Source organism: Streptomyces sp. NPDC047049, assembly GCF_040643995.1.
In the GTDB taxonomy this organism is placed as follows: domain Bacteria; phylum Actinomycetota; class Actinomycetes; order Streptomycetales; family Streptomycetaceae; genus Streptomyces; species Streptomyces mooreae.
Genome location: NZ_JBEYVM010000016.1, coordinates 1 through 22898, shown reverse-complemented (window position 1 = coordinate 22898; position 22898 = coordinate 1). Strand labels below are relative to the sequence as shown.

General features: G+C 72.1%; 21 protein-coding genes and 1 riboswitch. Of the genes, 12 read left to right on the top strand and 9 right to left on the bottom strand.

Annotated features, from left to right (window positions below):
- The first annotated feature begins 10 nt into the window (after positions 1-10).
- Complete coding sequence (locus ABZ851_RS27710) at positions 11-2896, top strand: NHLP bacteriocin export ABC transporter permease/ATPase subunit (RefSeq protein WP_361133219.1); 2886 nt, start codon at positions 11-13, stop codon at positions 2894-2896.
- A 123-nt stretch (positions 2897-3019) separates the two neighbouring features.
- Positions 3020-3478: a cyclic nucleotide-binding domain-containing protein gene (locus tag ABZ851_RS27705; RefSeq protein WP_361132874.1), complete on the top strand. Its 459-nt coding sequence runs from the start codon at positions 3020-3022 to the stop codon at positions 3476-3478.
- Positions 3479-3955: 477 nt separating this feature from the next.
- On the opposite strand, the gene ABZ851_RS27700 is transcribed toward ABZ851_RS27705, so the two are convergent.
- Both ABZ851_RS27700 and ABZ851_RS27695 read right to left on the bottom strand, forming a co-directional pair.
- Positions 3956-4930 (bottom strand): isocyanide synthase family protein, encoded by a 975-nt coding sequence (locus tag ABZ851_RS27700; RefSeq protein WP_361132871.1) that lies wholly within the window; start codon positions 4928-4930, stop codon positions 3956-3958.
- A 26-nt stretch (positions 4931-4956) separates the two neighbouring features.
- On the bottom strand, positions 4957-6318 hold the full coding sequence (locus tag ABZ851_RS27695) for a cytochrome P450 (protein ID WP_361132868.1): 1362 nt from the start codon (positions 6316-6318) through the stop codon (positions 4957-4959).
- A 272-nt stretch (positions 6319-6590) separates the two neighbouring features.
- On the opposite strand from ABZ851_RS27695, the gene ABZ851_RS27690 reads away from it, so the two are divergent.
- The 3 genes from ABZ851_RS27690 to ABZ851_RS27680 are packed head-to-tail and all read left to right on the top strand — an operon-like array spanning position 6591 to position 9870.
- Positions 6591-6890 (top strand): hypothetical protein, encoded by a 300-nt coding sequence (locus ABZ851_RS27690; protein ID WP_361132865.1) that lies wholly within the window; start codon positions 6591-6593, stop codon positions 6888-6890.
- On the top strand, positions 6887-9376 hold the full coding sequence (locus ABZ851_RS27685; protein WP_361132862.1) for a cation-translocating P-type ATPase: 2490 nt from the start codon (positions 6887-6889) through the stop codon (positions 9374-9376). Before ABZ851_RS27690 ends, ABZ851_RS27685 begins: the two co-directional genes overlap by 4 nt.
- Positions 9373-9870, top strand: a complete 498-nt coding sequence (locus tag ABZ851_RS27680) for a copper chaperone PCu(A)C (protein ID WP_361132859.1) — start codon at positions 9373-9375, stop codon at positions 9868-9870. Before ABZ851_RS27685 ends, ABZ851_RS27680 begins: the two co-directional genes overlap by 4 nt.
- A gap of 188 nt (positions 9871-10058) precedes the next feature.
- Here ABZ851_RS27680 and ABZ851_RS27675 read toward each other — a convergent pair whose 3' ends face one another.
- On the bottom strand, positions 10059-10697 hold the full coding sequence (locus tag ABZ851_RS27675; RefSeq protein ID WP_361132856.1) for a sigma-70 family RNA polymerase sigma factor: 639 nt from the start codon (positions 10695-10697) through the stop codon (positions 10059-10061).
- Positions 10698-10746: 49 nt separating this feature from the next.
- Between ABZ851_RS27675 and ABZ851_RS27670 the strand changes: the two genes are divergently transcribed.
- Entirely contained in the window at positions 10747-11076 is a 330-nt protein-coding gene (locus tag ABZ851_RS27670; RefSeq protein ID WP_361132853.1) for a zf-HC2 domain-containing protein, read from the top strand.
- Between the two features lie 215 nt (positions 11077-11291).
- Here ABZ851_RS27670 and ABZ851_RS27665 read toward each other — a convergent pair whose 3' ends face one another.
- Positions 11292-12107 carry a PE-PGRS family protein gene (locus tag ABZ851_RS27665; RefSeq protein WP_361132850.1) on the bottom strand — a complete coding sequence of 272 codons (816 nt, stop codon included), beginning with the start codon at positions 12105-12107 and terminating at the stop codon, positions 11292-11294.
- A 240-nt stretch (positions 12108-12347) separates the two neighbouring features.
- Between ABZ851_RS27665 and ABZ851_RS27660 the strand changes: the two genes are divergently transcribed.
- A complete protein-coding gene (locus tag ABZ851_RS27660; RefSeq protein WP_361132847.1) occupies positions 12348-13094 on the top strand; it encodes an NAD(P)H-binding protein in 747 nt (248 codons plus the stop codon).
- 137 nt (positions 13095-13231) lie between these two features.
- Here the strand turns inward: ABZ851_RS27660 and ABZ851_RS27655 are convergent, their stop codons facing one another.
- Both ABZ851_RS27655 and ABZ851_RS27650 read right to left on the bottom strand, forming a co-directional pair.
- Complete coding sequence (locus ABZ851_RS27655; RefSeq protein WP_336051032.1) at positions 13232-13447, bottom strand: ferredoxin; 216 nt, start codon at positions 13445-13447, stop codon at positions 13232-13234.
- Positions 13448-13452: 5 nt separating this feature from the next.
- Entirely contained in the window at positions 13453-14643 is a 1191-nt protein-coding gene (locus tag ABZ851_RS27650; RefSeq protein ID WP_361132844.1) for a cytochrome P450, read from the bottom strand.
- A 113-nt stretch (positions 14644-14756) separates the two neighbouring features.
- Here ABZ851_RS27650 and ABZ851_RS27645 point away from each other — a divergent pair, with 113 nt between their 5' ends.
- The 3 genes from ABZ851_RS27645 (at position 14757) to ABZ851_RS27635 (ending at position 18117) form a co-directional block, all read left to right on the top strand.
- The gene (locus ABZ851_RS27645) at positions 14757-15389 is read left to right on the top strand and encodes a TetR family transcriptional regulator (RefSeq protein ID WP_361132841.1); all 633 of its coding nucleotides are present in this window, start codon (positions 14757-14759) and stop codon (positions 15387-15389) included.
- A 164-nt stretch (positions 15390-15553) separates the two neighbouring features.
- Positions 15554-15967: a hypothetical protein gene (locus ABZ851_RS27640; protein WP_361132838.1), complete on the top strand. Its 414-nt coding sequence runs from the start codon at positions 15554-15556 to the stop codon at positions 15965-15967.
- An 842-nt stretch (positions 15968-16809) separates the two neighbouring features.
- Complete coding sequence (locus tag ABZ851_RS27635; RefSeq protein WP_361132835.1) at positions 16810-18117, top strand: benzoate/H(+) symporter BenE family transporter; 1308 nt, start codon at positions 16810-16812, stop codon at positions 18115-18117.
- 175 nt (positions 18118-18292) lie between these two features.
- Here ABZ851_RS27635 and ABZ851_RS27630 read toward each other — a convergent pair whose 3' ends face one another.
- The 3 genes from ABZ851_RS27630 to ABZ851_RS27620 all read right to left on the bottom strand — a co-directional run bounded on the left by ABZ851_RS27630 (position 18293) and on the right by ABZ851_RS27620 (position 20394).
- Complete coding sequence (locus tag ABZ851_RS27630; RefSeq protein WP_361132832.1) at positions 18293-19603, bottom strand: SPFH domain-containing protein; 1311 nt, start codon at positions 19601-19603, stop codon at positions 18293-18295.
- Between the two features lie 103 nt (positions 19604-19706).
- Positions 19707-19928, bottom strand: coding sequence for a hypothetical protein (locus ABZ851_RS27625; RefSeq protein ID WP_088796264.1), 222 nt, complete (start codon positions 19926-19928; stop codon positions 19707-19709).
- A 133-nt stretch (positions 19929-20061) separates the two neighbouring features.
- A complete protein-coding gene (locus ABZ851_RS27620) occupies positions 20062-20394 on the bottom strand; it encodes a hypothetical protein (protein WP_088796263.1) in 333 nt (110 codons plus the stop codon).
- Positions 20395-20556: 162 nt separating this feature from the next.
- Here ABZ851_RS27620 and ABZ851_RS27615 point away from each other — a divergent pair, with 162 nt between their 5' ends.
- Positions 20557-21627 (top strand): hypothetical protein, encoded by a 1071-nt coding sequence (locus ABZ851_RS27615; protein ID WP_361132828.1) that lies wholly within the window; start codon positions 20557-20559, stop codon positions 21625-21627.
- 47 nt (positions 21628-21674) lie between these two features.
- Positions 21675-21763: riboswitch (ZMP/ZTP riboswitch) on the top strand.
- 20 nt (positions 21764-21783) lie between these two features.
- Positions 21784-22638, top strand: a complete 855-nt coding sequence (locus ABZ851_RS27610) for a bifunctional 5,10-methylenetetrahydrofolate dehydrogenase/5,10-methenyltetrahydrofolate cyclohydrolase (RefSeq protein ID WP_361132825.1) — start codon at positions 21784-21786, stop codon at positions 22636-22638.
- Positions 22639-22898 lie beyond the last annotated feature (260 nt).

Below are 22898 nucleotides of genomic sequence, written 5' to 3'. Positions count from 1 at the left end.
CGTGTCATCCATGCCCCCGCCCGCGGTCGTGGGACCGGGCGACACCGACGCGGTGACCCAGGCGCTGGGCGGCCTCGGCACGCCCGTCGACTGCACCGGTCTGCGCAGCGTTCCCCTGGAGGGCCCGCATGTGCTGTGGCTCGTCACCGGCGGATCGCTCGACCTCTTCGCGGTCGACGCCGTCGAGGAAGGGCACTGGCACTTCCTCGGCCGTCTCGAAGCGGGCACCCTCCTGCTCGGACCGGTCGCAGGACCGCACCACACCCTGCTCGGCCGGCCCTCCCAGGACTGCCTGCTGCGCCGGATCGAGCTGCGCGAACTGCCCCGGTACGACTACGGCGAGTACGGCGACACCGGTTCCATCCCGCAGTACGGCACGCAGGACGGCTACGGCTACGACACCGCCCACGACGGCCAGGGCGAGGCGCTCTCCGCGCTGGAACACGCCTTCGCGCTGGGCACCGCCCGCAGCCTGGGCGTGCTGTTCGAGGCACCGCTCGACGGCCGGCCCGCCGATGAAGCGGTGGCCGACGACGACATCCTGTGGATGCCGGTCCCGCCCGGCAGCGTGCAGTACGGCGCCTCCTACAGCGCGGAGGCGGCCGGCGATCTGCTGGTGGACCCCGAGCTGTGGCAGCAGATGGTCAATCAGCAATACCGGCTGCTGTCCGCCGTCGACCGCTGGATCGAGCAGCTGGAGCGCGCCCACGAGGACCGCACGGCAGCCGGCATCAAGGCGGGCGAGGCCGTCCGCGAGCGGGCCGACCAGGCGCTGATCGCGTCCATCGGCCGCCAGGACCGGTCCGGACGGGGCAGCGCCGAGACGGGCCGGGCCGGTGACGACGCCACCTTCGCGGTCTGCCGCACGGTCGCCGAGGCGGCCGGGATCACGCTCACCGAGCCCCCGAAGGGCGCCGCCGCCAACGACCGCATCACCCCCGTCGAACGCATCGCCGTCAGCTCGCGGATCCGCACCCGCGCGGTCCGCCTCCAGGGCCGCTGGTGGCGGACCGACACCGGCCCCCTGGTGGGCCACCGCGCCAAGTCCGGGGCCCCCGTGGCGCTGCTGTGGCGCCGGGGCCGCTACGAGGCGGTCAACCCGGCCTCCGGGCTGCGGATGCGCATCGACAAGGACAACGCCGACGCCTTCGAGCCGCGCGCCGTTATGTTCTACCGCCCGCTGCCGGAGCGGCCCATGAGCCTGTGGCGGCTGATGCTCTTCAGCCTGCGCGGCTCCCGGCTGGACCTGCGGAACCTGGCCCTCGCCGGGCTGGTGACGGTGGGTCTCGGCGCCCTGGTCCCCCTCGCGACCGGCAAGGTGCTCGGGGAGTACGTCCCGAGCGCCGACAAGAGCCTGATCGTCCAGGTCTCGCTGGCCGTCATCATCACCAGCGTCGTCTCCGCCGCCTTCATGCTGCTGCAGAACCTCACCGTGCTGCGGATGGAGGGCCGGATCGAGAGCGCGCTGCAGCCGGCGGTGTGGGACCGGCTGCTGCGGCTGCCGACGAAGTTCTTCACCGAACGCTCCACCGGGGAGCTGGCCAGCGCCGCGATGGGCATCAGCGCCATCCGGCGGGTGCTGTCCGGACTCGGCCCGATCGCCGTGCAGGCCACGACGGTCGGCGCGATGAACCTGGTGATGCTGCTCCTGTACAGCGTGCCGCTGGCGCTGGCGGCGCTCGCCATGCTGCTCGTCATCGGTGCCGTGTTCCTCGCCATGGGCCTGTGGGAGCTGCGCTGGCAGCGCCGGCTGGTCACCCTCGGCAACAAGCTCAACAACCAGGCGTTCCAGACCCTGCGCGGCCTGCCCAAGCTGCGCGTCGCCGCGGCCGAGAGCTTCGCGTACGCGGCCTGGGCCCGGGAGTTCGCCCGCTCCCGCGAACTCCAGCAGAAGGCCGGCCGGATCAAGAACCTGACCACCGTCCTCAACGCCGTCTACCTGCCGCTCTGTTCGCTCACCATGTTCATGCTGCTGGCCGGACCGGCCCGCGGCAGCATGTCGGCCGGCTCGTTCCTCACCTTCAACACCTCGGTGACCATGCTGCTGACCTCGGTCACCCAGATCACCGGCGCCTTCATCTCGGCCGCCGCCGCGATGCCGATGTTCGAGCAGATCAAGCCGGTCCTGGACGAGAAGCCCGAAGTACGCGGCGCCAGCGCCCAGCCCGGCACCCTGGCCGGCGGCATCGAGGCCAAGAAGCTGTCCTTCCGCTACAGCGACGACGGCCCGCTGGTCCTCGACGATGTCTCGCTGCGCATCCAGCCCGGCGAGTTCGTGGCCGTCGTCGGCCCCAGCGGCTGCGGCAAGTCGACCCTGCTCCGGCTGCTCATCGGCTTCGACAAGCCGACCTCGGGCCATGTGCTCTACGACGGGCAGGACCTGACCGCCCTGGACCAGGCGGCGGTGCGCCGCCAGTGCGGCGTCGTCCTGCAGAACGCCCAGCCCCTCACCGGCTCGATCCTGGACTGCATCTGCGGCGCCGAGTCCTTCACCCAGGAAGAGGCCTGGGCGGCCGCCGAGATGGCGGGTCTGGCCGAGGACATCAAGCGGATGCCGATGGGCCTGCACACCATGATCTCCGGCGGCGGCGCCATCTCCGGCGGCCAGCGCCAGCGGCTGATGATCGCCCAGGCGCTGGTCCGCCGCCCGCGGATCCTGTTCTTCGACGAGGCCACCAGCGCCCTGGACAACGAGACCCAGCGCATCGTCATCGACAGCACCCGCAAGCTGAGTGCCAGCCGTCTGGTCATCGCCCACCGGCTGTCCACGGTCATGGACGCCGACCGCGTGATCGTCATGGCCGACGGCCGGGTCGTCGAGCAGGGAGCCCCGGCCGAGCTGCTGGCCGACACCGGCGGTGCACTGCACGATCTCGTACGGCGCCAGCTGACCTGACCCGTCCGGCGCCGGCTGACCTGACCCGCCCCGGTGGGATCCCGCCGCCGCTCCGCCCGGCCGAGCCTTCCCGGCATACCGGCAAAGCACCCCATATCGTGCAGGGAGCGAGCGGAGGATGCGATGGCCAGCAGCAGGGACCTGTTCCACGGGATGCCGCCCGACCGGCGCCGGCGGCTGACCGATATCGCCGTCGAGGTGTCGCTGCCGCGCGCCACCCGCCTCTTCGAGGAGGGCCGGCGGGCGGACCACTTCTGGATCATCCGCAGCGGACAGGTGGTGCTCGACCAGCGGGTCCCCGGGCGCCGCGCCGCGGTCGTCGAAACGCTCGGCCGGGACGAACTGCTCGGCTGGTCCTGGCTGTTCCCGCCCTACCTGTGGCACTTCGGAGCCCAGACCGTGGGCCCGGTCGAGGCCGTGGAGTTCGACGCCAAGGTGGTCCGCGCCCTGTGCGAATCCGACCCCGTCCTCGGCCGGGCGGTGTACCGCTACGTTGCCGAAACGGTGGCCGACCGGCTGCGCGGCACCCGGGTCCGGCTGCTGGACCTGTACGGGCCCCAGGGCAGCGGCCTGGATGCGTGACGGCGCGACCGCTTACCGAAGCGACCCCTGACGGCCGCGACCGGTGACCGGCACGACCGCCGACCGACGCGAGGTCACCGGCTTGTGAGGCCACCGGCTTGTGACGGATGACTGCCGACACTGTGCCCCCTCACCATGCCCCCGCGTCCCGGGCCGCACCACAATCGGCCCCCATGAGCACTGCGGACAACAGCGAGCCGACCGACCGGACCGACCAGCCGCTCGCCTGGGACGACGCACAGGACCTCGCCGACGCCGACCGCGGCTTCCTCGCCCGTCTCGACCCCTGTGTGGTCAGGGACGCGGACGGCCGGGTCGTCTGGGACAACGACGCCTACGCCTTCCTGGCCGGCGACTGCCCGCCCCCCGGCGCACCCCTCGCTCGGGCGCCAGAGCGGGCTCGTCGCCCGGCGGGCGGCTTCGGCCACCGTGCGGCGGGGCCCCGGGGGCGGGCGACCGGCGGTCGCCCCCCGTCCCTCACCCGGCCACGAAGTGGCTCGGCCGGCCGTGGCGGAACACCAGTCGGCCAAGCCGCTCGGCATCCGCCCGGTGCAGCAACTCCCGTCGCCCGTCGCGGTGTTCGAGCACACAGGAGTGCCAGGGCGTCATCCACACATCGGGCGCGTCGAGCAGCCGTATCCCGAACTTGGCCGAACCCCGCGGCTGCGGATGAATGGAGAGCCGGATGGCGCCCGGGTGGTGCTCGCCGATCAGCTCGCCCCAGGCGCGGCTGCGCTGCATCACGCCGTAGGCACGGCGGCGGCAGTCGCGCTGCCACGCCGAACGGGTACCGGTGAACGAGACCGAGTCCTCGGCGAGGAAGCGGGTGATGCCCTGGTACAGGCGGCGCGTGGGTTCGTCGCTGCGTGTCAGGGACCGCAGGTCCTCCAGGGCCGGGGCGTAGCGGTCGTGGACCAGGGCCCGTTTGGCGTCGTGTGACAGCCGCCGCCCGTAGACCTGGCGCAGGTCGAAGACGTCCAGCCGGGTCAGGCCCTCGTCGTGGATCAGTGCACGCAGGGCGTCGGCATAGGCATCGATGTCCCGGTCCGGCACGTGGATGAGATCGCTGAAGACATGCCCGTCCGAGCAGATGACCACCCGCGCCCCGGGCGGGTGGACGGCCTCGATCCGGGCGCACAGGGTGTCCAGGAAGCGCAGCGCCAGCCGTTCGCCCTCGTCGGGGAGGGGGCCGAGCACCTTGGCCGGATGGGGTGACTTACAGGGGAATCCCGGAAGGGTGAAGACGAGGGGCGCGCCCGCCGCCACCGGACCGGCGAGCTGTTGCAGTTGGGCGGGGTAGGCGTCGGGGGTTTCCATGTCCCCGTTCCTGTTCCCGTTCCCGTTCCCGTCTCCGTCTCCGTCCCCGTCCCCGTGGCCGGAGTCGAGGGTGCGGCGGTAGGGCAGCAGCTCGGCGAGCACCGCCGCGCAGCCTGCCGGGTGGCCGGCGGGCATACCGGGAAGCGGTCGGGGCGGGCTGGTCAGCACGCGGCATCCGGCCCGTTCGTGACCGGACAGGTGGCGTTCGGTCCAGCGGCGACCGGACGGGGCGTATCCGGCCCGCCCGTGACCGGACAGGTGGCTTGCGCGCCGTAAGTCACCGGCAGCCGGTCGACCCCGCGCGCCAGTACCGCCGGGATCCAGCCCAGCTCGCCGTCCGGGACGGCGAGCCGCAGCTCGGGCAGCCGTCTCAGCAGGGTGCCCAGGGCGATCTGGAGTTCGATACGGGCGAGTGTGGCGCCGGGGCAGAAGTGGATGCCGTGGCCGAAGGCGAGATGCGGGTTGGGGGTGCGGTCGAAGTGCAGGGCGTCCGCGTCGGGAAACCGGCGACCGTCGCGGTTCGCCGCACACAGCGACACGATGACGGAGTCGCCCGCCGGAATCCGGGTCCCGTGCAGGTCGGCGTCCTCCGTGAAGAACCGCCAGGTGGTCAGCTCGAAGGCGCTGTCATAACGGAGGAGTTCTTCGACGGCGCGCGGCAGCAGCTCCGGCCGGCCGGCCAGCTCCGCCAGGTGGGCGGGGTGGCGCAGCAGGGTCACCAGGGCGGTGGTGATCTGGTTCGTCACCGGTTCCTGCCCGGCGACCAGCAGTTGGAAAATCATCGAATCCAGCTCCTCCTGCCCGAGCCGGCCGTCGTCGCGGGCGGCCACCAGCCGGGAGAGCAGATCCTCGCCCTGCTCGGCTCGCTTGTGGACGACCAGATCGGCGATGTACTGCTGCAGCGCACGCAGCCGTGCCTCGTACGCCGGACGGCCCGGATCCGACGGGCCGACGGGCTGGACCACCTTGCCCCAGTCCCGGTCGAAGCGCTCCTCGAACTCCGGTGGCAGTCCGATGACTTCGGCAAGCACCCGGAACGGGAAGCGCCCGGCGAACACCTCGACCAGATCGGCCTCGCCGGCGTCCGGGAGGCCGTCGAGCAGGGCATCGGCCATCTCCTGGAACCGGGGGCGGAGCCCTTCGACGCGCTGCGGAGCGAAGGCGTCGGTGATCAGCCGGCGCAGCTCGGTGTGCCGCGGCGGGTCCTGGTGGAGCAGATGCACCTGGAGCTGGGAGTGCTGGGGCTCGGGCATGATCGAGGCGCGGGCCCGCCAGGCCGCGTTGCCCCGTGAATGGTGTTTGCCCAGCCGGACGTCGGTCAGCGCCTGGTGGGCGGCTTCGTAGCCGGTGACGAGCCAGGCGCACACGCCGCTGGGGAAGCGCACGCGGTGGACCGGGCCGCGGGCGCGCAGCTCGGCGTACAGGGGATAGGGATCGCGGGTGTACTCCGGTCCGTACAGCTCTACGGGGTCGAGGGGAGCAAGGGGGGCGGTGGGGCGGACGGGATCGGGCGATGTGGACATGGGCGTCCTCCTGATGAGGCGTCGGGTCATGACGAACCGCGCCTGCACGGCGCGGCGTTGAGGAGGTCGTGCGCGGGGTACGCCGAGTTCCCGCCGGGCGCTGCGGATTTCGGCAGAGAGGCGGCCTGCCGAGGCCGGAGGACGCGCCGTCCAAACCCAGTTAGTCGGGCCCGGACGCCGGTGAGTTCCGGCGCGGGAACGGGATGAACCTCACCCCCCGACGAGCCCCCGATCCGCCGCTCGGCACCGTCTCCACCTGCCACCATGACGCGATGCCACGCTCTTCGGCCGACCGCAGTCGGCCCCCTCTCCGCCAGGCCGTCGCACGGTTGCTGCCCGCCCGACCGGTCCTCGGTTTCCTCCTGCTGCTGGCGCTGCTCGGCACCCTGTCGTACGCGGCCGGTGCCGCCGCCGGTCCGGTGGCCCCGGATCTGCAGCCGGCCGGCGGCACCCGTACGGGAGGCGGCACGCCCGCCGGTGACGGGGACATGGGCGGGATGCGCGGTATGGGCGGAATGCAGGGCATGGGCGGCACGGCCTCCCGCCCCGTGCCGGGGGGAGTACCGCAATGACGCCGCAGCCCGCGCCCGGCCCTTCGTCGCCGCCCGACGCGGCATCGGACCCGCCCCACACCACCACCCTCACCATCGGCGGGATGACCTGTGCCGCCTGTGTGGGCCGGGTCGAGCGGAAGCTCGGCCGGCTCGACGGCGTCGCCGCCTCGGTGAACCTCGCCACCGGCCGGGCCACGGTCAGCCACCCGGCGGCGGTGTCCGTCACCGACCTCGTCACCACCGTCGAGGCGGCCGGATTCACAGCCCGGCCCCACGAGCCCGCCCCGGCACCGGACGCGGACGACCCGCCGTCGTCCGACGTCCGTCCGGGCGAGTCGCCGTCGTCCGAGGTCCGCCCGGACGGCGGGGACGACGGCGGCCGCGCCGAGCGGCACCGGCTGCTGCTGACCGCGGCGCTCTCGCTCCCCGTCCTGGTGCTGTCGATGGTGCCCGGCTGGCAGTTCCGGAACTGGCAGTGGCTGTGCTTCGTGCTCGCCGCGCCCGTCGCCGTGTGGGGCGCCGCTCCCTTCCACGCCCGTGCGCTGCGCGGTCTGCGGCACGGTGCCGCCACCATGGACACCCTGGTCTCGCTGGGCGTTGCCGCCTCCTTCAGCTGGTCCGCGTATGCGCTGTTCCTCGGCGGGGCCGGTGTGCCCGGCATGACGATGCCGTTCAGCCTGCTGCCCGCGGCCGGTGACGGGGCCGCGCACCTCTACCTGGAAGCCGCCGTCGGCGTACCGCTGTTCGTGCTCGCCGGCCGGCGGATGGAGGCCAGGGCCCGGCGCGGCACCGGAGCCGCGTTGCGCGCGCTGGCCGAACTCGCCGCCAAGGACGTCGAGGTACGCACGGCCGACGACGGGGAGCTTCCCCCGGGCGGACAGCACCGGGAGTGGGGGAGGCGCATCCCCGTGGACCGGCTGCGGGCCGGTGACCATTTCCTGGTCCGGCCCGGGGAACGGGTCGCCACCGACGGCACCGTCGTCGACGGCAACTCCGCCCTGGACCTGTCCCTGATCAGCGGGGAGAGCCGCCCCGTCGAGGTCGGTCCGGGAGCGGCGGTCGTGGGCGGCGCGGTCAACTCCGGCGGTCTGCTGGAGGTACGGGCCGACGCGGTGGGCGCCGATACCCAACTCGCCCGGATCACCCGCCTCGTGGAGGACGCCCAGACCGGCAAGACCAAGGTCCAGCGGCTCGCCGACGCGGTGGCGGCCGTTTTCGTCCCCGCCGTCCTGTCCGTTTCGGTCACCGTCCTGGGCTTCTGGCTCGGTGCCGGAGCCGACCCGCAGTCCGCGATCACCGCGGCGGTGGCCGTCCTCGTCGTCGCCTGCCCCTGTGCGCTGGGGCTGGCCACCCCGACCGCGCTGCTGGCCGCCACCGGCCGCGGTGCCCAGCTCGGGATCCTGGTCCGCGGCCCGGAGGCGCTGGAGCGACTGCGCCGCATCGACACCGTCGTCCTCGACAAGACCGGCACCCTCACCACGGGCCGGATGAGCGTCACCGCCCTCACCGCGCGCACCGGCGGTTTGGACGCCCCGGAGGCGCTTCGGCTGGCCGCCATCGTCGAGCAGGGCTCCGAACATCCGCTGGCCCGCGCGATCGGCGCGGCCGCCGACGCCCGGCTGCAGGGAGAACCGCTGCCGTCGGGACACCCGCTGTCGTCGGCACCACCACTGCCCCCGGGACACCTACCGCCCCCGGGACAACCTCTGCCGCCGGTGAAGGACTTCGGTGCCACCCCCGGATACGGCGTCCACGGCACGGCCGGCCGGCGCCGGGTGGAGGTCACCCGGCCCGGCGACCTCACCGGCCTGCCCGCACCGCTGCCGGACGCGGTGCACTCCGCGGAGGCGGCCGGCCACACCGCCGTCCTGGTCACCGTCGACGGCACCCCGGAGGCCGTCATCGCGGTCGGCGACGCCCTCCGCCCCGACAGCTACCGCGCCGTCGACCATCTGCGCCGTCTGGGGCTGCGGCCGGTCCTGGCCACCGGCGACCGGGACGCCACCGCCCGAGCCGTGGCAGGTCATCTCGCCATCACCGAAATCCACGCCGGGGCCCGCCCCGAGGACAAGGCCGCCCTCGTCACCACCCTCAAGGAGCAGGGCGGCCGGGTCGCCGTCGTCGGCGACGGCGTCAACGACGCGGCGGCCCTCGCCCTCGCCGACCTCGGCATCGCGATGGGCAGTGGCACCGATGCGGCGATCGGTGCCGCGGATGTCACCCTCGTACGCGAGGACCTGCAGGCCATCCCCGACGCGGTACGCCTGGCCCGGCGCACCCTGGGTACCATCCGCGCCAATCTCGTCTGGGCCTTCGGCTACAACCTCGTCACCCTGCCGCTCGCCGCCGTCGGCCTGCTCAGTCCGATGCCGGCGGCCGCCGCCATGTCCGCCAGTTCACTGCTCGTCGTGGGCAACAGCCTCCGGCTGCGCGCCTGGCGGCCCGGCAGGCCGGCCCGCCGCCCCCACGGACGACGGCCCCAACCCCGTGCGGAGACCTCATGAAACGGCCGTCCCTCCCCTCCTTCGCCTCCCTCCCGCCGCTCTCGGCCGTCGCCGTGCCGCTGCTCACCTGTCTGGTGACCCTCGGCGCGCTCACCGCGTGGACCGCCGGCGGCAACGCGGGCAGGCCCGCGCAGCTGACGATCCCCGAGGGCCGGGTGCTGATCCCCTCGGGGGCCGAGGCGACCGCGGCGTTCTTCACCCTCCGCAACACCGGCGGCGCCGATGACGTCCTGACCGGCGTCACCGGCCCCACCGGCCATCGCGCGATGCTCAGCCGCACCGTCGACATCGGGCACAACGCCCGGAGCATGGCGATGGTCAGCGGCGCCACCGTCCCGGCGGGCGGCGCGCTGACCATGACGCCGACCACCCTGGACGTCATGGTCAGCCCGCCGCCACGGCTCGCGCCCGGCGACCGGCTCACCTTCACGCTGCACTTCCGCCACAGCCCGCCACAGCGGGTACGGGCACGGGCGGTACGTCCCGGCAGTTGAACCGGACGGCGGGCCCTACGCCATGGGCCGCACGCCATGGGCCGCACCGCCAGGGGCTGCTGCACGGGGCCGACACGTCACGGCCCCACACGTCACGGGGCCCACACGTCACGGGGCTCATGGACCGGCCCTTCGCCCGTCCATGAGCCCCGTCGCTCAACAGTGTGCTCCGCGCCCCGTGCCAGGTGTCAGGCCACGGCGTCCGCGTAAACCCGCGGCCCGTGGGCCCGCTCAGGGCGCTTCCCTTCCGGACGTTCGCCTTCCAGGAGTTCCCCTTCCGGGCGCTCCGCATCCGTCAGCAACCCGACCAGCGTCTCCCGGGCGCGCGCCACCCGGGACCGTACGGTCCCCACGGGGCAGCCCATCACCCCGGCCGCCGCCGCGTACGGCAGCCCCAGCAACTGCGTGAGCACAAAAGCCTCCCGCCGCTGGGGCGCCAGCGCCGCCAGCAGCTCGGCCAGCGCGATGCCCTCGTCGAATCCCGGCACACCCCGCGGCTGCACCCGCTCCGCGGCCGTCTGCCAGTCGTCCGTCGCGGCCAGCCGGGGCCGCACCGCGACGGACCGGATGCGGTCCGCCACGACCCGCCGGGCAATGGTCAGCAGCCAGGTACGCGCCGACGACCGGCCCTCGAACCGCGGCAGACTGCGCAGCGCCCGGACGTAGGTGTCCTGCATCAGGTCGTCGGTCGCCTGCGGATCCCCGCTCAGATGCGTCACATAGCGCCGGACATCGAGCTGCGTGGCCCGCACGAACTGCTCGACGGCCCTCTCGTTCCCGGTACGCGCGGCCAGCGCCCAGCCCGTCACCGCCTCGTCATCCCGCATGCCGCGACCGCCCCTCGCCGCGCCGCCGTGCTTCGGGGAGGATGGACGCATGCTCTGCTCGCGCATCCGTACGGCACTCTCCGCCCGCCTCGACGGCGAGGAACTGCCTCCCGGGCTCACCCCCGGCCGGCTCGACGACCATCTGGCCGGCTGCGGGGACTGCCGACGGTGGGACGCACGGGCAAGGGCTCTGACGGCCGGCCTCGACCGCGCCGCCACGCACCCGGCGGACGACCCGGCGGCCGCCGCGTCGCTGCTCGCCCGGCTGCGTGTGGTCTCCGCGGGACCGGAGATCTCCGGCATGGCGGACACCGGGAGGGGAGACGCTGGTACGGCGGGTACCGGGACGGCGGACGCCGGCGGTACACCCGCCGGTTGACGCGGTGACCGGCGGGCACCCGCCTTCGTCGGCCGGCGCGCCGGGAAGGGACGCGGGCGGCAGTGCCACCGGCATCCGGACAGGAATCATCATCTGGAGTCCTTCGCATGATCCGGTCACCGCGCGCGGCAGGGACCGGTGAAGTCGGAGCCGGGACGTCGTCGGGGTGCGCTCGGCACCCGGCCGTCCGCCGGCTCTGGAGTTCGTCCGTGCTGTCAGCCGACAGCCGGCTCCTGCGGGGGACCCCGCAACGACCTCGTATACGCCAGCAGCAACTGCCGCACCGCACGCCGCGGTTCCTGGCAGGCGGCGCGGACAGCGGGCCGCGGATCGGGCAGCAGGATCCGCAGGACGAGCACCAACGGCGCGAACAACCAGGCCGACAGGCTCCGTACGAGCTGGAACGCCGCCCGCTCGCCACCCCACAGCCACCCCGCGCTGAGCAGGGCGACCAGCAGGTGGGCCGCCAGCATGCCGGTGGCACTGCCGTGCATCCCCGGCATCTGATCCGCGTGAGCCATGCCGCTCATGCCGCTCATGGCGTCCATGCCGTCGCTCATGGAGCCCATGTGGCCCATGTGCTCCGTATGCCCCATGCCGGCCATGTCCCGCAGCCGGCTCGCGCGGTCCGTCGAGGGCAGGGCCGCCATCTGCTGCTGCATCAGCTGGATCAACCGGGCGCTGCCGTGCCCGGAGAGTCGCGTCCCCTCCGCCCCGCACAGCCAGGTCTCCGTCCACCGGCGCGCGAGTGAGCTCTCACCCCCACCGGAACGGGCGACCGCCTGGCCCAACGAGAAGGCGCTGTGCAAGGCCGCCTGGGTGCCGACGGTCAGCAACGCCACGAGCAGCGGCCCGCGTTCCCGGCCCGCGCAGCACCAGGCGCCGGCCGCGGTCCCCACCCCGGCGACGAGCAGCATCCACGCGGGTACCACGGCATCCGACATCACCATGTGCCCCAGCGCGGCGAGCAGCACACACACCACCGCGAACACCGCGGCGCGTAGCCCCCTGAGAACCTGCCCCGCATCCATGACAGGCCCATCGTCGCACCCCTGCCCCGCGGCGGAGCGAGAGGGGCCCCGACGTGCACCTGCCTGCCGGCCGAGGAATTCGTGTCCGTGTCCCCGGCAATCACGAAGTCCGGGCGAGGAAGTCGGGGTAAACCTGGCAAAGCACACCCCGTTCCCATCAGACAGGACAGGCAGCACAGGCGCGGCGGACACGGCAGACACGGCAGACACGGCAGACACGGCAGACACGAAAGGTACGACATGAAGATCGCAGTGATCGGTGGAACCGGGCTCATCGGCTCGCAGGTCGTGAAGATCCTGACGACGGCCGGGCACGAGGCGGTACCGCACTCGCAGTCCACCGGAGTCGACTTGCTCACGGGCGAGGGGCTGCCCCAGGCGCTGACGGGGGCCGACGTGGTCGTCAACCTGACGAACTCACCCACCTTTGACCACGCCTCACTCGCCTTCTTCCAGAAGACGATGGACCATCTCCTCACGGCCGCCGAGCAGGCAGATGTCGGCCACGTCGTCATCCTGTCCATCGTCGGCGTGGACCAGGTGCCCGACCTCGACTACTACCGCGCCAAGGTGCTCCAGGAGAACATCCTCAAGGCCGGGCCCGTCCCGTACTCGATCGTCCGCGCCACCCAGTTCTTCGAGTTCATGGACGCGGTCCTGACCTGGACCGCCGACGAGGAGACGGTCCGGCTGCCCGCCACCCCCGTGCAGCCGATCGCCTCGGCGGACGTCGCCCGTGCCGTAGCCGACGTGGCCGTCGGCGGCCCCCTCCGCGGTATCCACAGCGTCGCCGGTGCCGACGTCTTCTCGCTGGACGAACTCGGCAGGCTCACCCTCGCCGTCCGTGGCGACCGGCGTACCGTCACCACGGACAACAGCGCCGGAATGTTCGCGGCCGTCCCCGGCGGCGCCCTCCTCGCCAAGGACGACGCCCATATCGCTCCCACCCGCTACCGGGACTGGATCAGCGGCGGGGACCGGCTTTAGGCCGACGGGAGACGGGGGCGGTCGCCGACAGCGCCCCCATGCGCCCGCCGGCAGTGGGCCGCTCCGGGATGCAGCGCACCCGCATCCCGGAGGAGCCCGGTCGCCGGCCCCAGGAGGTGGACGGCACTTACCTCTCCCTACGGCCGGGGCCCGACGACCCTTTCCCCGTCCCGTACGGTGATCGCGACGGCCGGACAGACATCGGCGGCGTCCAGCGCACGTTCGTCCTCGTCGATGCGCTCCTTGAGCGGACGGGCATGCTCGCCGTCCAGGGCGAAGAGGTCCGGCGCGATGGCGGCGCACGACCCCGAGGCCATGCACTGCCCGGGGTCGATCTCCAGCTTCCAGGTCATTCGTTTCACCACCCCACCGGCATGACCCGCGGGCCGCGCACCAGCATTTCGCTCTTCCACACCACATCGCCCGCCAGCCGCAGATCAGGGAAGCGGGTGATCAGCGCGATCAGCGCCTCCTGGAGCTCCAGCCGGGCCAGCGGCGCGCCCAGACAGTGATGGACCCCGTGACCGAACCCGAGGTGCTGGGTCCCGGCCCGCGAGATGTCCAGCGTCCCCGGTGAGTCGAAACGCAGGGCATCCCGGTTGGCCGCGCCCACCGCCACCAGGACCGGGGTACCGGCCCGCACCAGCGTCCCGCCGACCTCGACGTCCTCCGTCGCGTAACGGGGCTGGCTCGCACCGCTGCCGAGCGGTACGAAACGCAGGAGTTCCTCCACGGCCCGGCCGATCAGCTCCGGCTTTTCGCGCAGCAGGGCGAGCTGGCCCGGGTGGTCCAGCAGTGCCAGCACGAAGTTGGGAATCTGAGTGGCGGTGGTCTCGTGCCCGGCGACCAGGATGCCGACGCAGAGGTCGACGAGTTCGAGTTCGGACAGCCGGTCGTTGACGTCCCGGGCGTCGATGAGCGCCGTCATCAGATCGTCCTGCGGCGCGCGCCGGTGCTGCTCGATCAACTGCCGCATGTAGGCGCGGAGTTCTTCTTGATTGGCGTCGAATTCCGCCGAGGTGAGGGAACTTGTCGACGGGGCGGCGTCACTCCAGACCCGGAACCGCGGCCGGTCCTCGGCCGGGACACCGAGCAGGCGGCAGATCACCGCGACGGGGATGGGCAGCGCGTAACGGTCCACCAGGTCGGCGGGCGGCCCGGCCGCCGCGAGCTCGTCGAGCAGTTCGTGCGCCAGCTGCTTGACCTGCGGCCTGAGCTTTTCGACCTGCCGGACGGTGAAGGCCTTGGCCACCAGGGTGCGCAGCCGGGTGTGGTCGGGCGGGTCCATGCCCAGGATGCCGCTGTCGCGGCGCCCTTCGGACTGCCGGGGCTCGTCGTGCCGAACGGCCTCGGCACGGCTGAAACGCTGATCGCCGAGGACGAACCGGGCCTCGGCGTACCGCGTCACGAGCCAGGCCGGCTCGCCGTACGTCATCCGGACTTTCAGCAGCCCCGGACGGTTGCGGGCGTGCTCGTACTCCTCGGAAAGCTCAAGGCTCTCGGAGACATTGAAGGGGTAGGAGAGGGGTGCTGTGTCGGCTGTGGTCAAGGTGACCTCCCTTGTGTAAGCACCTGCTTACATAAGGTAGGACGCCCCCCTCGGGCCGGTCAACGATCGATTGTGGCCGTCATTCTGACGGGCCAACGGAGAGGAGCGTGGCGATGGCCAAGTCCCCGCAGCACGGCGCGGAGAGCGCATACCGCCGTAGCGCAGAGGGCACCCGGCTGCGGTTGCTCGACGCCGCGTCGGAGCTGTTCGCCGAGCGCGGCTACGAACGGGCGACGGTGCGCGACATCGCGTCCCGCGCCGGGGCCAATCAGGCCCTGCTGTTCCGCTACTTCGGCTCGAAGCGGGCTCTGTTCGGCGAAGTCATGGCACGTGGCGGCCATGAGCAGCTGCGCACCACCCCCGCCGAGCGGCTGTTCGAGGTCGCCCTGCGCGGCATGCTGGCCGGCGGCCGAGAGGAGGGCGCCGACCGCTCGCTGGAGGTGTGTCTGCGCTCCATCGGCGGCAGCGACGAGATCGCGGAGGCGTTGCGGGGGCTGGGTGAGGAGTACGCGGCGGTGCTCGCCACGCTCTCCGAGTCCGATACCGGGACCTTGCGGGGCGATCTGGCGCTGTCCTGGCTGCTGGGAATTGGCCTGATGCGTGTGGTGGTCGGCAAGGAGCCGCTGGCGAGCGCCGATCCCGACACGGTGTGCCGGCTCGTGGTGGGCGCCCTGGGCGGCCTGTTGGAGAGCCTGCCGCAGACCGACGGAGCGGTGGCCGGGGAGAGCGGCCGGATTCCGGAGTGAATCAAGAGGGCCGCGGCGTGGGCTGTTGGGGTGCGTGCCGCGTTCCGGTGCGTGCTGCGTTCCAGTGATGCTGCGGCGGGTCGCGGGTCGAAGGGCAGGGCTACCCTTATTGTCACTTTTGCAGAGAATATTCTTTTTCTGCAGAGTCGAGTGAAGGTGGAAAGATGCACCCTTCGATCCCTCGCGGCCTCGCCGTGGCCGGCCTGGCCGCGGCTGCCCTGGTGGTGCCGACGGCAGGCGCTGCCACCGCCGCAACCCCGGTCCCCAGCAGCTCACAGAGCGCCAAGTGCTTCTCGCACCACTGCGACAGGGGCCACTACGGCGACCGGCACCACAACCGGCACCACAACCGTCACCACGGCCACGGTCGCGGCCACGGCCGCTTCGGTCACGGTGGCCATGACGGCTACGACGGCTACGGCCAGGTCGGCGCCCGTGACGACGGCTTCGGCCGTGACAGCGGCTATGAGCGCGACGGAGTCGGACGTGACGACAACGGGCGTGACGGATCGGGCGCGGGCAGGGACGGTCTGGGCAAGGGCGGGCTGCTCGGCCTCGGCCTGCTCGGCCTCCTCTAGAAGTCACCGGCTGATCGAGCGGAGGGCCCGGGATCGTGATCCCGGGCCCTCCGCATGCCGTCTCACATGCCGCGTCACATGCCGTTTTCCGCCGGTCTCCGTGGCGTGGGCGGGACTGAGGCGTCGTCGGGTGCGGCGGGTATATGACCCGGCGGGAGCGCCCGGTCAATGGGGAGGAATGCATTCCGTCCGGCCGCACCGCCACATTTCAGCGTTCAACGTTTTCGGATTTCGGTGAATCGTTGTCACCGGGCGTGCGGAGTGGCAGGATTGCGCTGTCACATCGCGAATGGGGGATTTGCGACCAGCGCGGACGGGGGAGGAACGGCCCCTTCTGCGGAGAGCGCACCTGCACCGTGCGCAGGCCAACAAGCCCATGGGTAACTCGCCACTGCGAGTGCGCTTGCTTTGTGCTGCCCATTTTCCATGGTTTGGATTCTGGTCCATCGGGATGCACGGGGACTGAAGCCGGGCCGGAACGCCCCGGCACAAGGCATCTCAGGAACCTGTCTGAGAGGGGGGAGTCTGTCTTATGCTCAACTTCGGGACGGTCGCCGGAGAAACGGCCCGTCAGGTCTCTGTGCCGACGGGGGAGGCGTTCCCGGAAAGGTGCGCGGCGCCTACCAGGTCAGGCACAGGAATCCAAAGGTTTCATCATTCCCGACAGCCGCATCCCCGACTTCCCGCAAAAAAACCGGACTCCCGGATCATTGCCCTGCCCGCATTCCCGGGCGAGATCCGTAACTCCTCTGCCGGGAAACGTCGTTGAACGACCTGGAGAGCCCCGCAGACCTCGTTGCCGACCTCGAACAGGCCCGTGAAAAGGCCGCTAAGGACAATCGTTGAGTTCCAGGACGCCCACCCCCCACCCCGAGGCCGCACCGCCGGACTCCTCCTCACAGACCGGCGCCCCGGGACCGGAAGGTACCGACGCACCCACGGCCGCCGCGCCGGACCGCCGCCCCGGCTTCTTGCGTGACGCCTCGCTGTCCGCCGTACTGGCAGGCTTCGTCGCCGTCGTCGTGTCGTACTCGGGCCCGCTCGTCATCGTGCTCGCGGCGGCCTCCGCCGGGCATCTCGACACCGCCCAGACCAGCTCCTGGGTATGGGCCATCTCCATCGGCAGCGGCCTGACCTGCATCGCGCTGAGCCTGCGCACCAAGATGCCGGTGATCACCGCATGGTCGACACCGGGCGCGGCCCTGCTGGTCACCAGCCTGGGGGCCTACTCCTACGCGGAAGCCATCGGGGCCTTCCTGGTCACCGGCCTGGTGATCACCCTGGTCGGCCTGACCGGCGTGTTCGGGTGGCTGATGCGGCAGGTGCCCACCGCCGTCGTCTCCGCCATGCTCGCCGGCATCCTGTTCTCGTTCGGCACCGGCGTCTTCACCTCCCTCAAGACCGCGCCCCTCATAGCCGGTTCCGTCCTGCTCGCCTATCTCCTGGCGAAGCGGTGGCTGCCCCGGTACGCCGTACTCGTCGCCCTGGCGGCGGGTGTCCTCGCCAGTGCGGCAAGCTCCCGGCTGGACATCCACCTGGACCGGATCGAGCTGGCCAAGCCGGTTTTGACGACCCCGGACTTCTCGCTCGCCTCCCTCATCGGCATCGCGGTGCCGATGATCCTGGCGACGCTCGCCTCGCAGAACGCACCGGGCATGGCGGTACTCACCGCGTCCGGCTACCGGCCCAAGGACCGTCTCCTGATCGGTTCGACGGGCCTGGTCTCCACGCTGCTGGCACCCTTCGGCTCGCACGCCATCAACCTCGCGGCGATCACGGCCGCGATCTGCACCGGCCCCGAGTCCCACCGCGACCCCCGGCGCCGCTACGTGGCCGGAGTCTCCTGCGGAGCGTTCTACCTCCTCATCGGGGCGTTCGGCTCGACGCTGGTGGTGCTCTTCGCGGGACTGCCCAAGGAACTGGTCGCGGCGGTCGCCGGAGTCGCGCTGCTCGGCGCCCTGGCCGGCGGCCTGACCGGTGCGGTGAAGGAGGAGAAGGACCGCGAAGCGGCCCTGATCACCTTCCTCGCCACCGCCTCCGGCGTCACCCTCTTCGGCATCGGCTCCGCCTTCTGGGGACTGCTCTTCGGGGTCATCGCCCACCTCGTCCTGACCCGGTGGCGCGGTACGTCCGAGAAGTCCGGGGCCTGACCCGAGCCGCCGTTCACCGACGCCCGGCGCCGCGCCGCCCGGGCGCGGCAAGGCCGACGGGCGCGGCAAGGCCGACGGGAGCCGACGGGCCGCCGGACACCCTCCGTATCCGGCAGCCCGCACCGCCCGCGGGCCCGGCCCCATCCGCCGTACGGCAGACGGGATTACGGGAAGCTCAGCCGGAACCGGAACCGGAACCGGAACCGGAACCGGAGCCGGAACTGGAACTGGAACTGGAGCCAGAGCCGGAACCGGAGCCGGGCCCGGCACCGTCCCGCTTCAGATTCGTCACCTTCTGCGGCAGCCGCCCCGCACCGTGGGCGAGCGGGGGAGCCGTGCCTGGCGCGGTGGTCCCGTTCTTCAGGCTGTCGAGAATGGCCAGCCCCTCGCCGACGATGCCGGAGGCGATCTCATTGATCCCGTCGGTGCCGTTGAGGACGGTGAGCCGGGAACCGGACAGGCCCTCGGCCGCCGCCTTGGCGAGGGCGGGAAGGTTCTCGATGGTGCGATTGGCGGCGATCAGCTCCTGGTTGCCGTCCCGCAGCGATCCGGCGAGGGCCGTGTTCGCGTCGGCCCGGGCCTGGGCGACCGCCCGCTCGCTGTAGGCGCGGGCGTCCGCCTCGAAGCGGACCTGGTCACGCTGCGCCTCGGCCAGGGTGCGCAGCCGGTAGGCCTCGGCGTCCGCCGGGCGGCGCACCTGGGCCTCCAGCCGCTGGGCGGCGAGCGAGGCCTCCCGCTGGGCCAGCGCGGTCTGCTCCTCGATGACCTCCTGCGAGGCCCTGGCCTGCGAGAGCGGGCCCGCCTGTGCGGCGCGGGCGTTGGACTGCTCGGTCTCGGCGAGGAAGCCGGCCCGCTTGATCGCGGTGTCCCGCTCGTACTCCGCCTTCAGGGCCGCCGCCTGCTGCTCCCGCTCGGTGGCTTCCTGGTCGGCCTTGGCCTGCGCGATCCTGGCCGCGCTGGCGACCGCCGCGGCGTGCGGGGCGGCGAGATTGGTGATGTAGCCGGAGGTGTCGGCGATCTCCTGGATCTGCAGGGCGTCGACGACGATGCCCAGCTTCTCCATCTCGGAATGGCTGCCGTCCTTGACCTCCTGGGCGACCCGGTCCCGTTCCCGGATGATCTGTTCGACGGTCAGCCCGCCGACGATCGAGCGCAGGTGACCGGCGAAGATCCGGCCCACCAGCTCTTCCATGGTGGCCTGCTCGTCCAGGAAGCGGCGCGCGGCGTTGGCGATCGACGTCTGGTCGTCACCGACCTTGAAGACGGCGACCGCCCGGACCCCGATCCGGATGCCCTGCTGGGTGACGCAGTCCTCGGAGATCTCCGCCTCCCGCAGCGACAGCGCCAGCACGCTCGCCTTCTGCTTGACGGGCATGACCCAGCAGCCGTGGCCCGTGACGATACGGAATTGGGCGTCCCCGGTCCGGCGCTTCGAGCCGGAGATCAACAGCGCCTCGTTCGGCGCAGGAACATGCCAGAACAACATCGGAAGGCTCCTGGTCCGTTGCGACCGGCCCCGGCCGGTGTGCGGGGGCGGCCACGGGAAGGGAGTGCTCGTGCGGCCGGCCGCGCCCTTCGGGACGGCCCGGTCACCCGGGCAGCGGCGCGACGATCACCGACCGCGCCGAGGTGTGGTCCACCACGATGACCTGGGTATGACGGGCGATGGGCTCGCGGGACCAGGCGGCGAAGGCCTCGGTTCCGCCGCGTACGGGCAGCAGCACCTCGCCGGGGCCGTCGGCCGGGATGGATACGGTCACCCGCCCGATCACACCGATCGGGCTGAAGTCCGTGTCATCCGTTGCGCTCACCCGGGCTCCGTCGCTGGTCAAAGCCGCTGCCGGGGGAACATCCCGGCAGCGGGAAATCCTCGACAACTCAACGGTACTCCGGCCGGGGCGGCGCTCGCGGCCGCACTGCCGGGGCCGCCGGCGGACGCCTGATTCAGGCGTCGAGGCGGGCGGAACGGGCCGCGGGGACCTGCTTCCGCGACGGCAGCACATCGGGCGCGCGATGGGGCCGCAGCGCCGTGAGGGCGGTCTCGGTCTCCTCCATCAGCGCGCGGTAGGAGACCAGCCGCTGCCACTCCGGATCGGCAACCCCGGGCACGGTGGCGGCGCGGTCCGTCCACTGCTTCACCAGCCCTGCGTACACCGGTGTCTGCCGGAGGATGTCCGCGGTGATCCACCGCGGCATCTGCCCGGTGCGGGGGAGGGGGGTTCGTCCATGGCCTGCGACGGTGCCGCCTGCGACGGTGCCGGAAGAGGGGTCGCTCATGGCCGTAGAAACGATTCTTCCGCCCTGGGGTCACTGCGTATTTTTACCGCGGCCCGTGCGTCGGGCGTGACGACAAGGGCGTATCTCTCTCGAATATCACCTTATGCAGTGATCTATAGCCGGGAAGCAGTCCAATCCGGGCGAGGAAACGTTGTCGCAGTCATGGAACCGAGGGAGTTGTGGGAGCGCCATGCCGTACTCGCACAGGCGTTTTGCAGCAGCGATGACGAGGTCCGCCGTACGCAGGGACTCCTCGACGAGGCCGAGGCCCGCCGGTCGCGGACCCTGGCCGCCTTCGCCGTGACCGTGGGCAGCGACGCGGTGGTGGCGGAGCTGCTCGGCCTGGACGAGCGCGAAGTACGCCTGGCCCGCCGTACGGTGGGCAAGGAGGACGCCCGAGCGGTCGCCAAGAGCCTGCTCGCCCAGACCACACGCGAGCAGCCCCCCGCCCAGCAGACCGCCACGCCTCCTGCCACGCCTCTCGCGACACCCCCCACGGCACAGTCCGCGACGCCCCCTGCGGCGCAGCCCGTGGGCCCGGCAACGACACCGCCCGCTGCCGCCCCCCACGCTTCCCCTGCCCCCCAGCCCCACGAGCCGGCCTGGGCGCCGGCCCTGGACGCGGTCCTGATGAGCAGCTGGCACAGCGGAGTTGACCTCACCGCCCTCGCCACCGAACTCGGGCTCGATGTCCGGCTCCTTGTGGCACGCGCACAACAGCTCGCCGCCGAGAGCCGTCCGGTGCAGACCCCGCCGCCGGACCGCTTGGGCCGGCACCGCCGGCTGGCCCATCTCCCGCCCGCCCAGCAGCACGAGAGCACTTCGTCGACCTGGCGCGAGCGACCACCGCAATCCCCGCGCGAGCCCTACGAGCAGGAGTCCTGGAAGCAACAGCCGTACCAGAACTACCGGGACCAGCAGGAGTACCAGGACTACCAGGAGTACCGGGTGCACGAGGAGCATCCACAGCACCACCCGCAACACGTACAGCAGCACCCGCAACACCTGACGAACCACCAGCACCAGCAACAGCTACAGCAGAACCAACAACACTCACCGCATCTGCAACAGCAACACTCACCGCATCAGCAGTATCAACAGGCCTCCCCTCCCACCTGGGACGCCAACGCCATCACCGCCGCCCAGCACGACTGGGACGGCATCCTCAGCCAGTGGGAAGCCACCACCTCCCCCACGCCGCCGCTGTCCGCCCCTGGCCAAGGAGGTGTGTGACGGGCCGGTCTCCCCGCGGTCCGGCGCCCGGGCGTCGATTAGAGTGGGCGCCGGGCCGTGACTGGCGCTTGGGTGGAGTACCACCGGGGAGCGGCTCGGCCACTCCTGGCCGGTGCCGCGCGCCTGGGCGATCCGACACGACGCTCAGGAGTACCGATGACCCCCACCGCCCGCCTCATGGACGGCAGCGCACTGGCCCGCCGTATCGTCGAACAGGCCGCGGAACGTGCGGCGGACCTCACCCGGCAGACCGGCACGTCCCCGTGTCTGGCCACCGTACTGGTGGGCGACGACCCCGCCTCGGTGACGTACGTCCGCATGAAGCGCGCCCGTTGCGAGAAGGCCGGGATCCGCTCCCGGCACGTCGCGCTCCCCGCCGCCACCACGACCGCCGAGCTGGTCGGGACGATCACCGCACTGTCGAACGACCCCGATGTCCACGGCATCCTGCTCCAGCACCCGGCCGGGCCGCACATCGACGAGCGCGCCGCCTTCGAGGCCATCGCCCCCGAGAAGGACGTCGACGGCGTCACCTGCCACTCCTTCGCCGCGATGAGCTTCGGCCTGGACGGCTTCGTCTCCTGCACGCCCGGCGGCATCCTCCGCCTCCTGGACCACTACGACGTCGACCTGGCCGGCAAGCATGCCGTCGTGGTCGGGCGCAGTGCGATCCTCGGCAAGCCCGTCGGCATGCTGCTGCTCGCCCGCAACGCCACGGTCACCTATTGCCACTCCCGCACCACCGACCTCGCGTCGATCACCCAGGACGCCGACGTGCTGGTCGCCGCCGTGGGGCGACCCCAATTCCTGCGCGGCGAACACCTCAAGCCCGGGGCCGTCGTGATCGACGCCGGCTCCAACCCCGGCAACGTCGGTGACGTGGACTTCGACTCGGCGCGCACCCGCGCCTCCCTGATCACCCCCGTCCCCGGCGGCGTCGGCCCGATGACCATCGCCACCCTGCTCACTCAGACCGTCGAGGCGGCAGCCGTCCAGATGACGGCCAGTTAACCGGTCCGCTGCGCTTTGCCTCCGCCCCACGTTTTTGGCTTTCCCGCCGTGGGGGTTGCTCGCCGTTTCGCCTGGCGGCGGGCCGTTCCGCTGCGCTTTGCCTCCGCGCCGTTTTGGCTTTCTCGCCGTTGTGCCTGGCGGCGGGCGGGGTCCGCTGCGCGGGGCGGGTCCGCTGCGCGGGGCTGTCGGGGTGCGGTGACGGGCCTCCGCGGGTGGGTGTCCGGACTGCTTCGCTTTACGTCCGGACACCCACCCGCTCC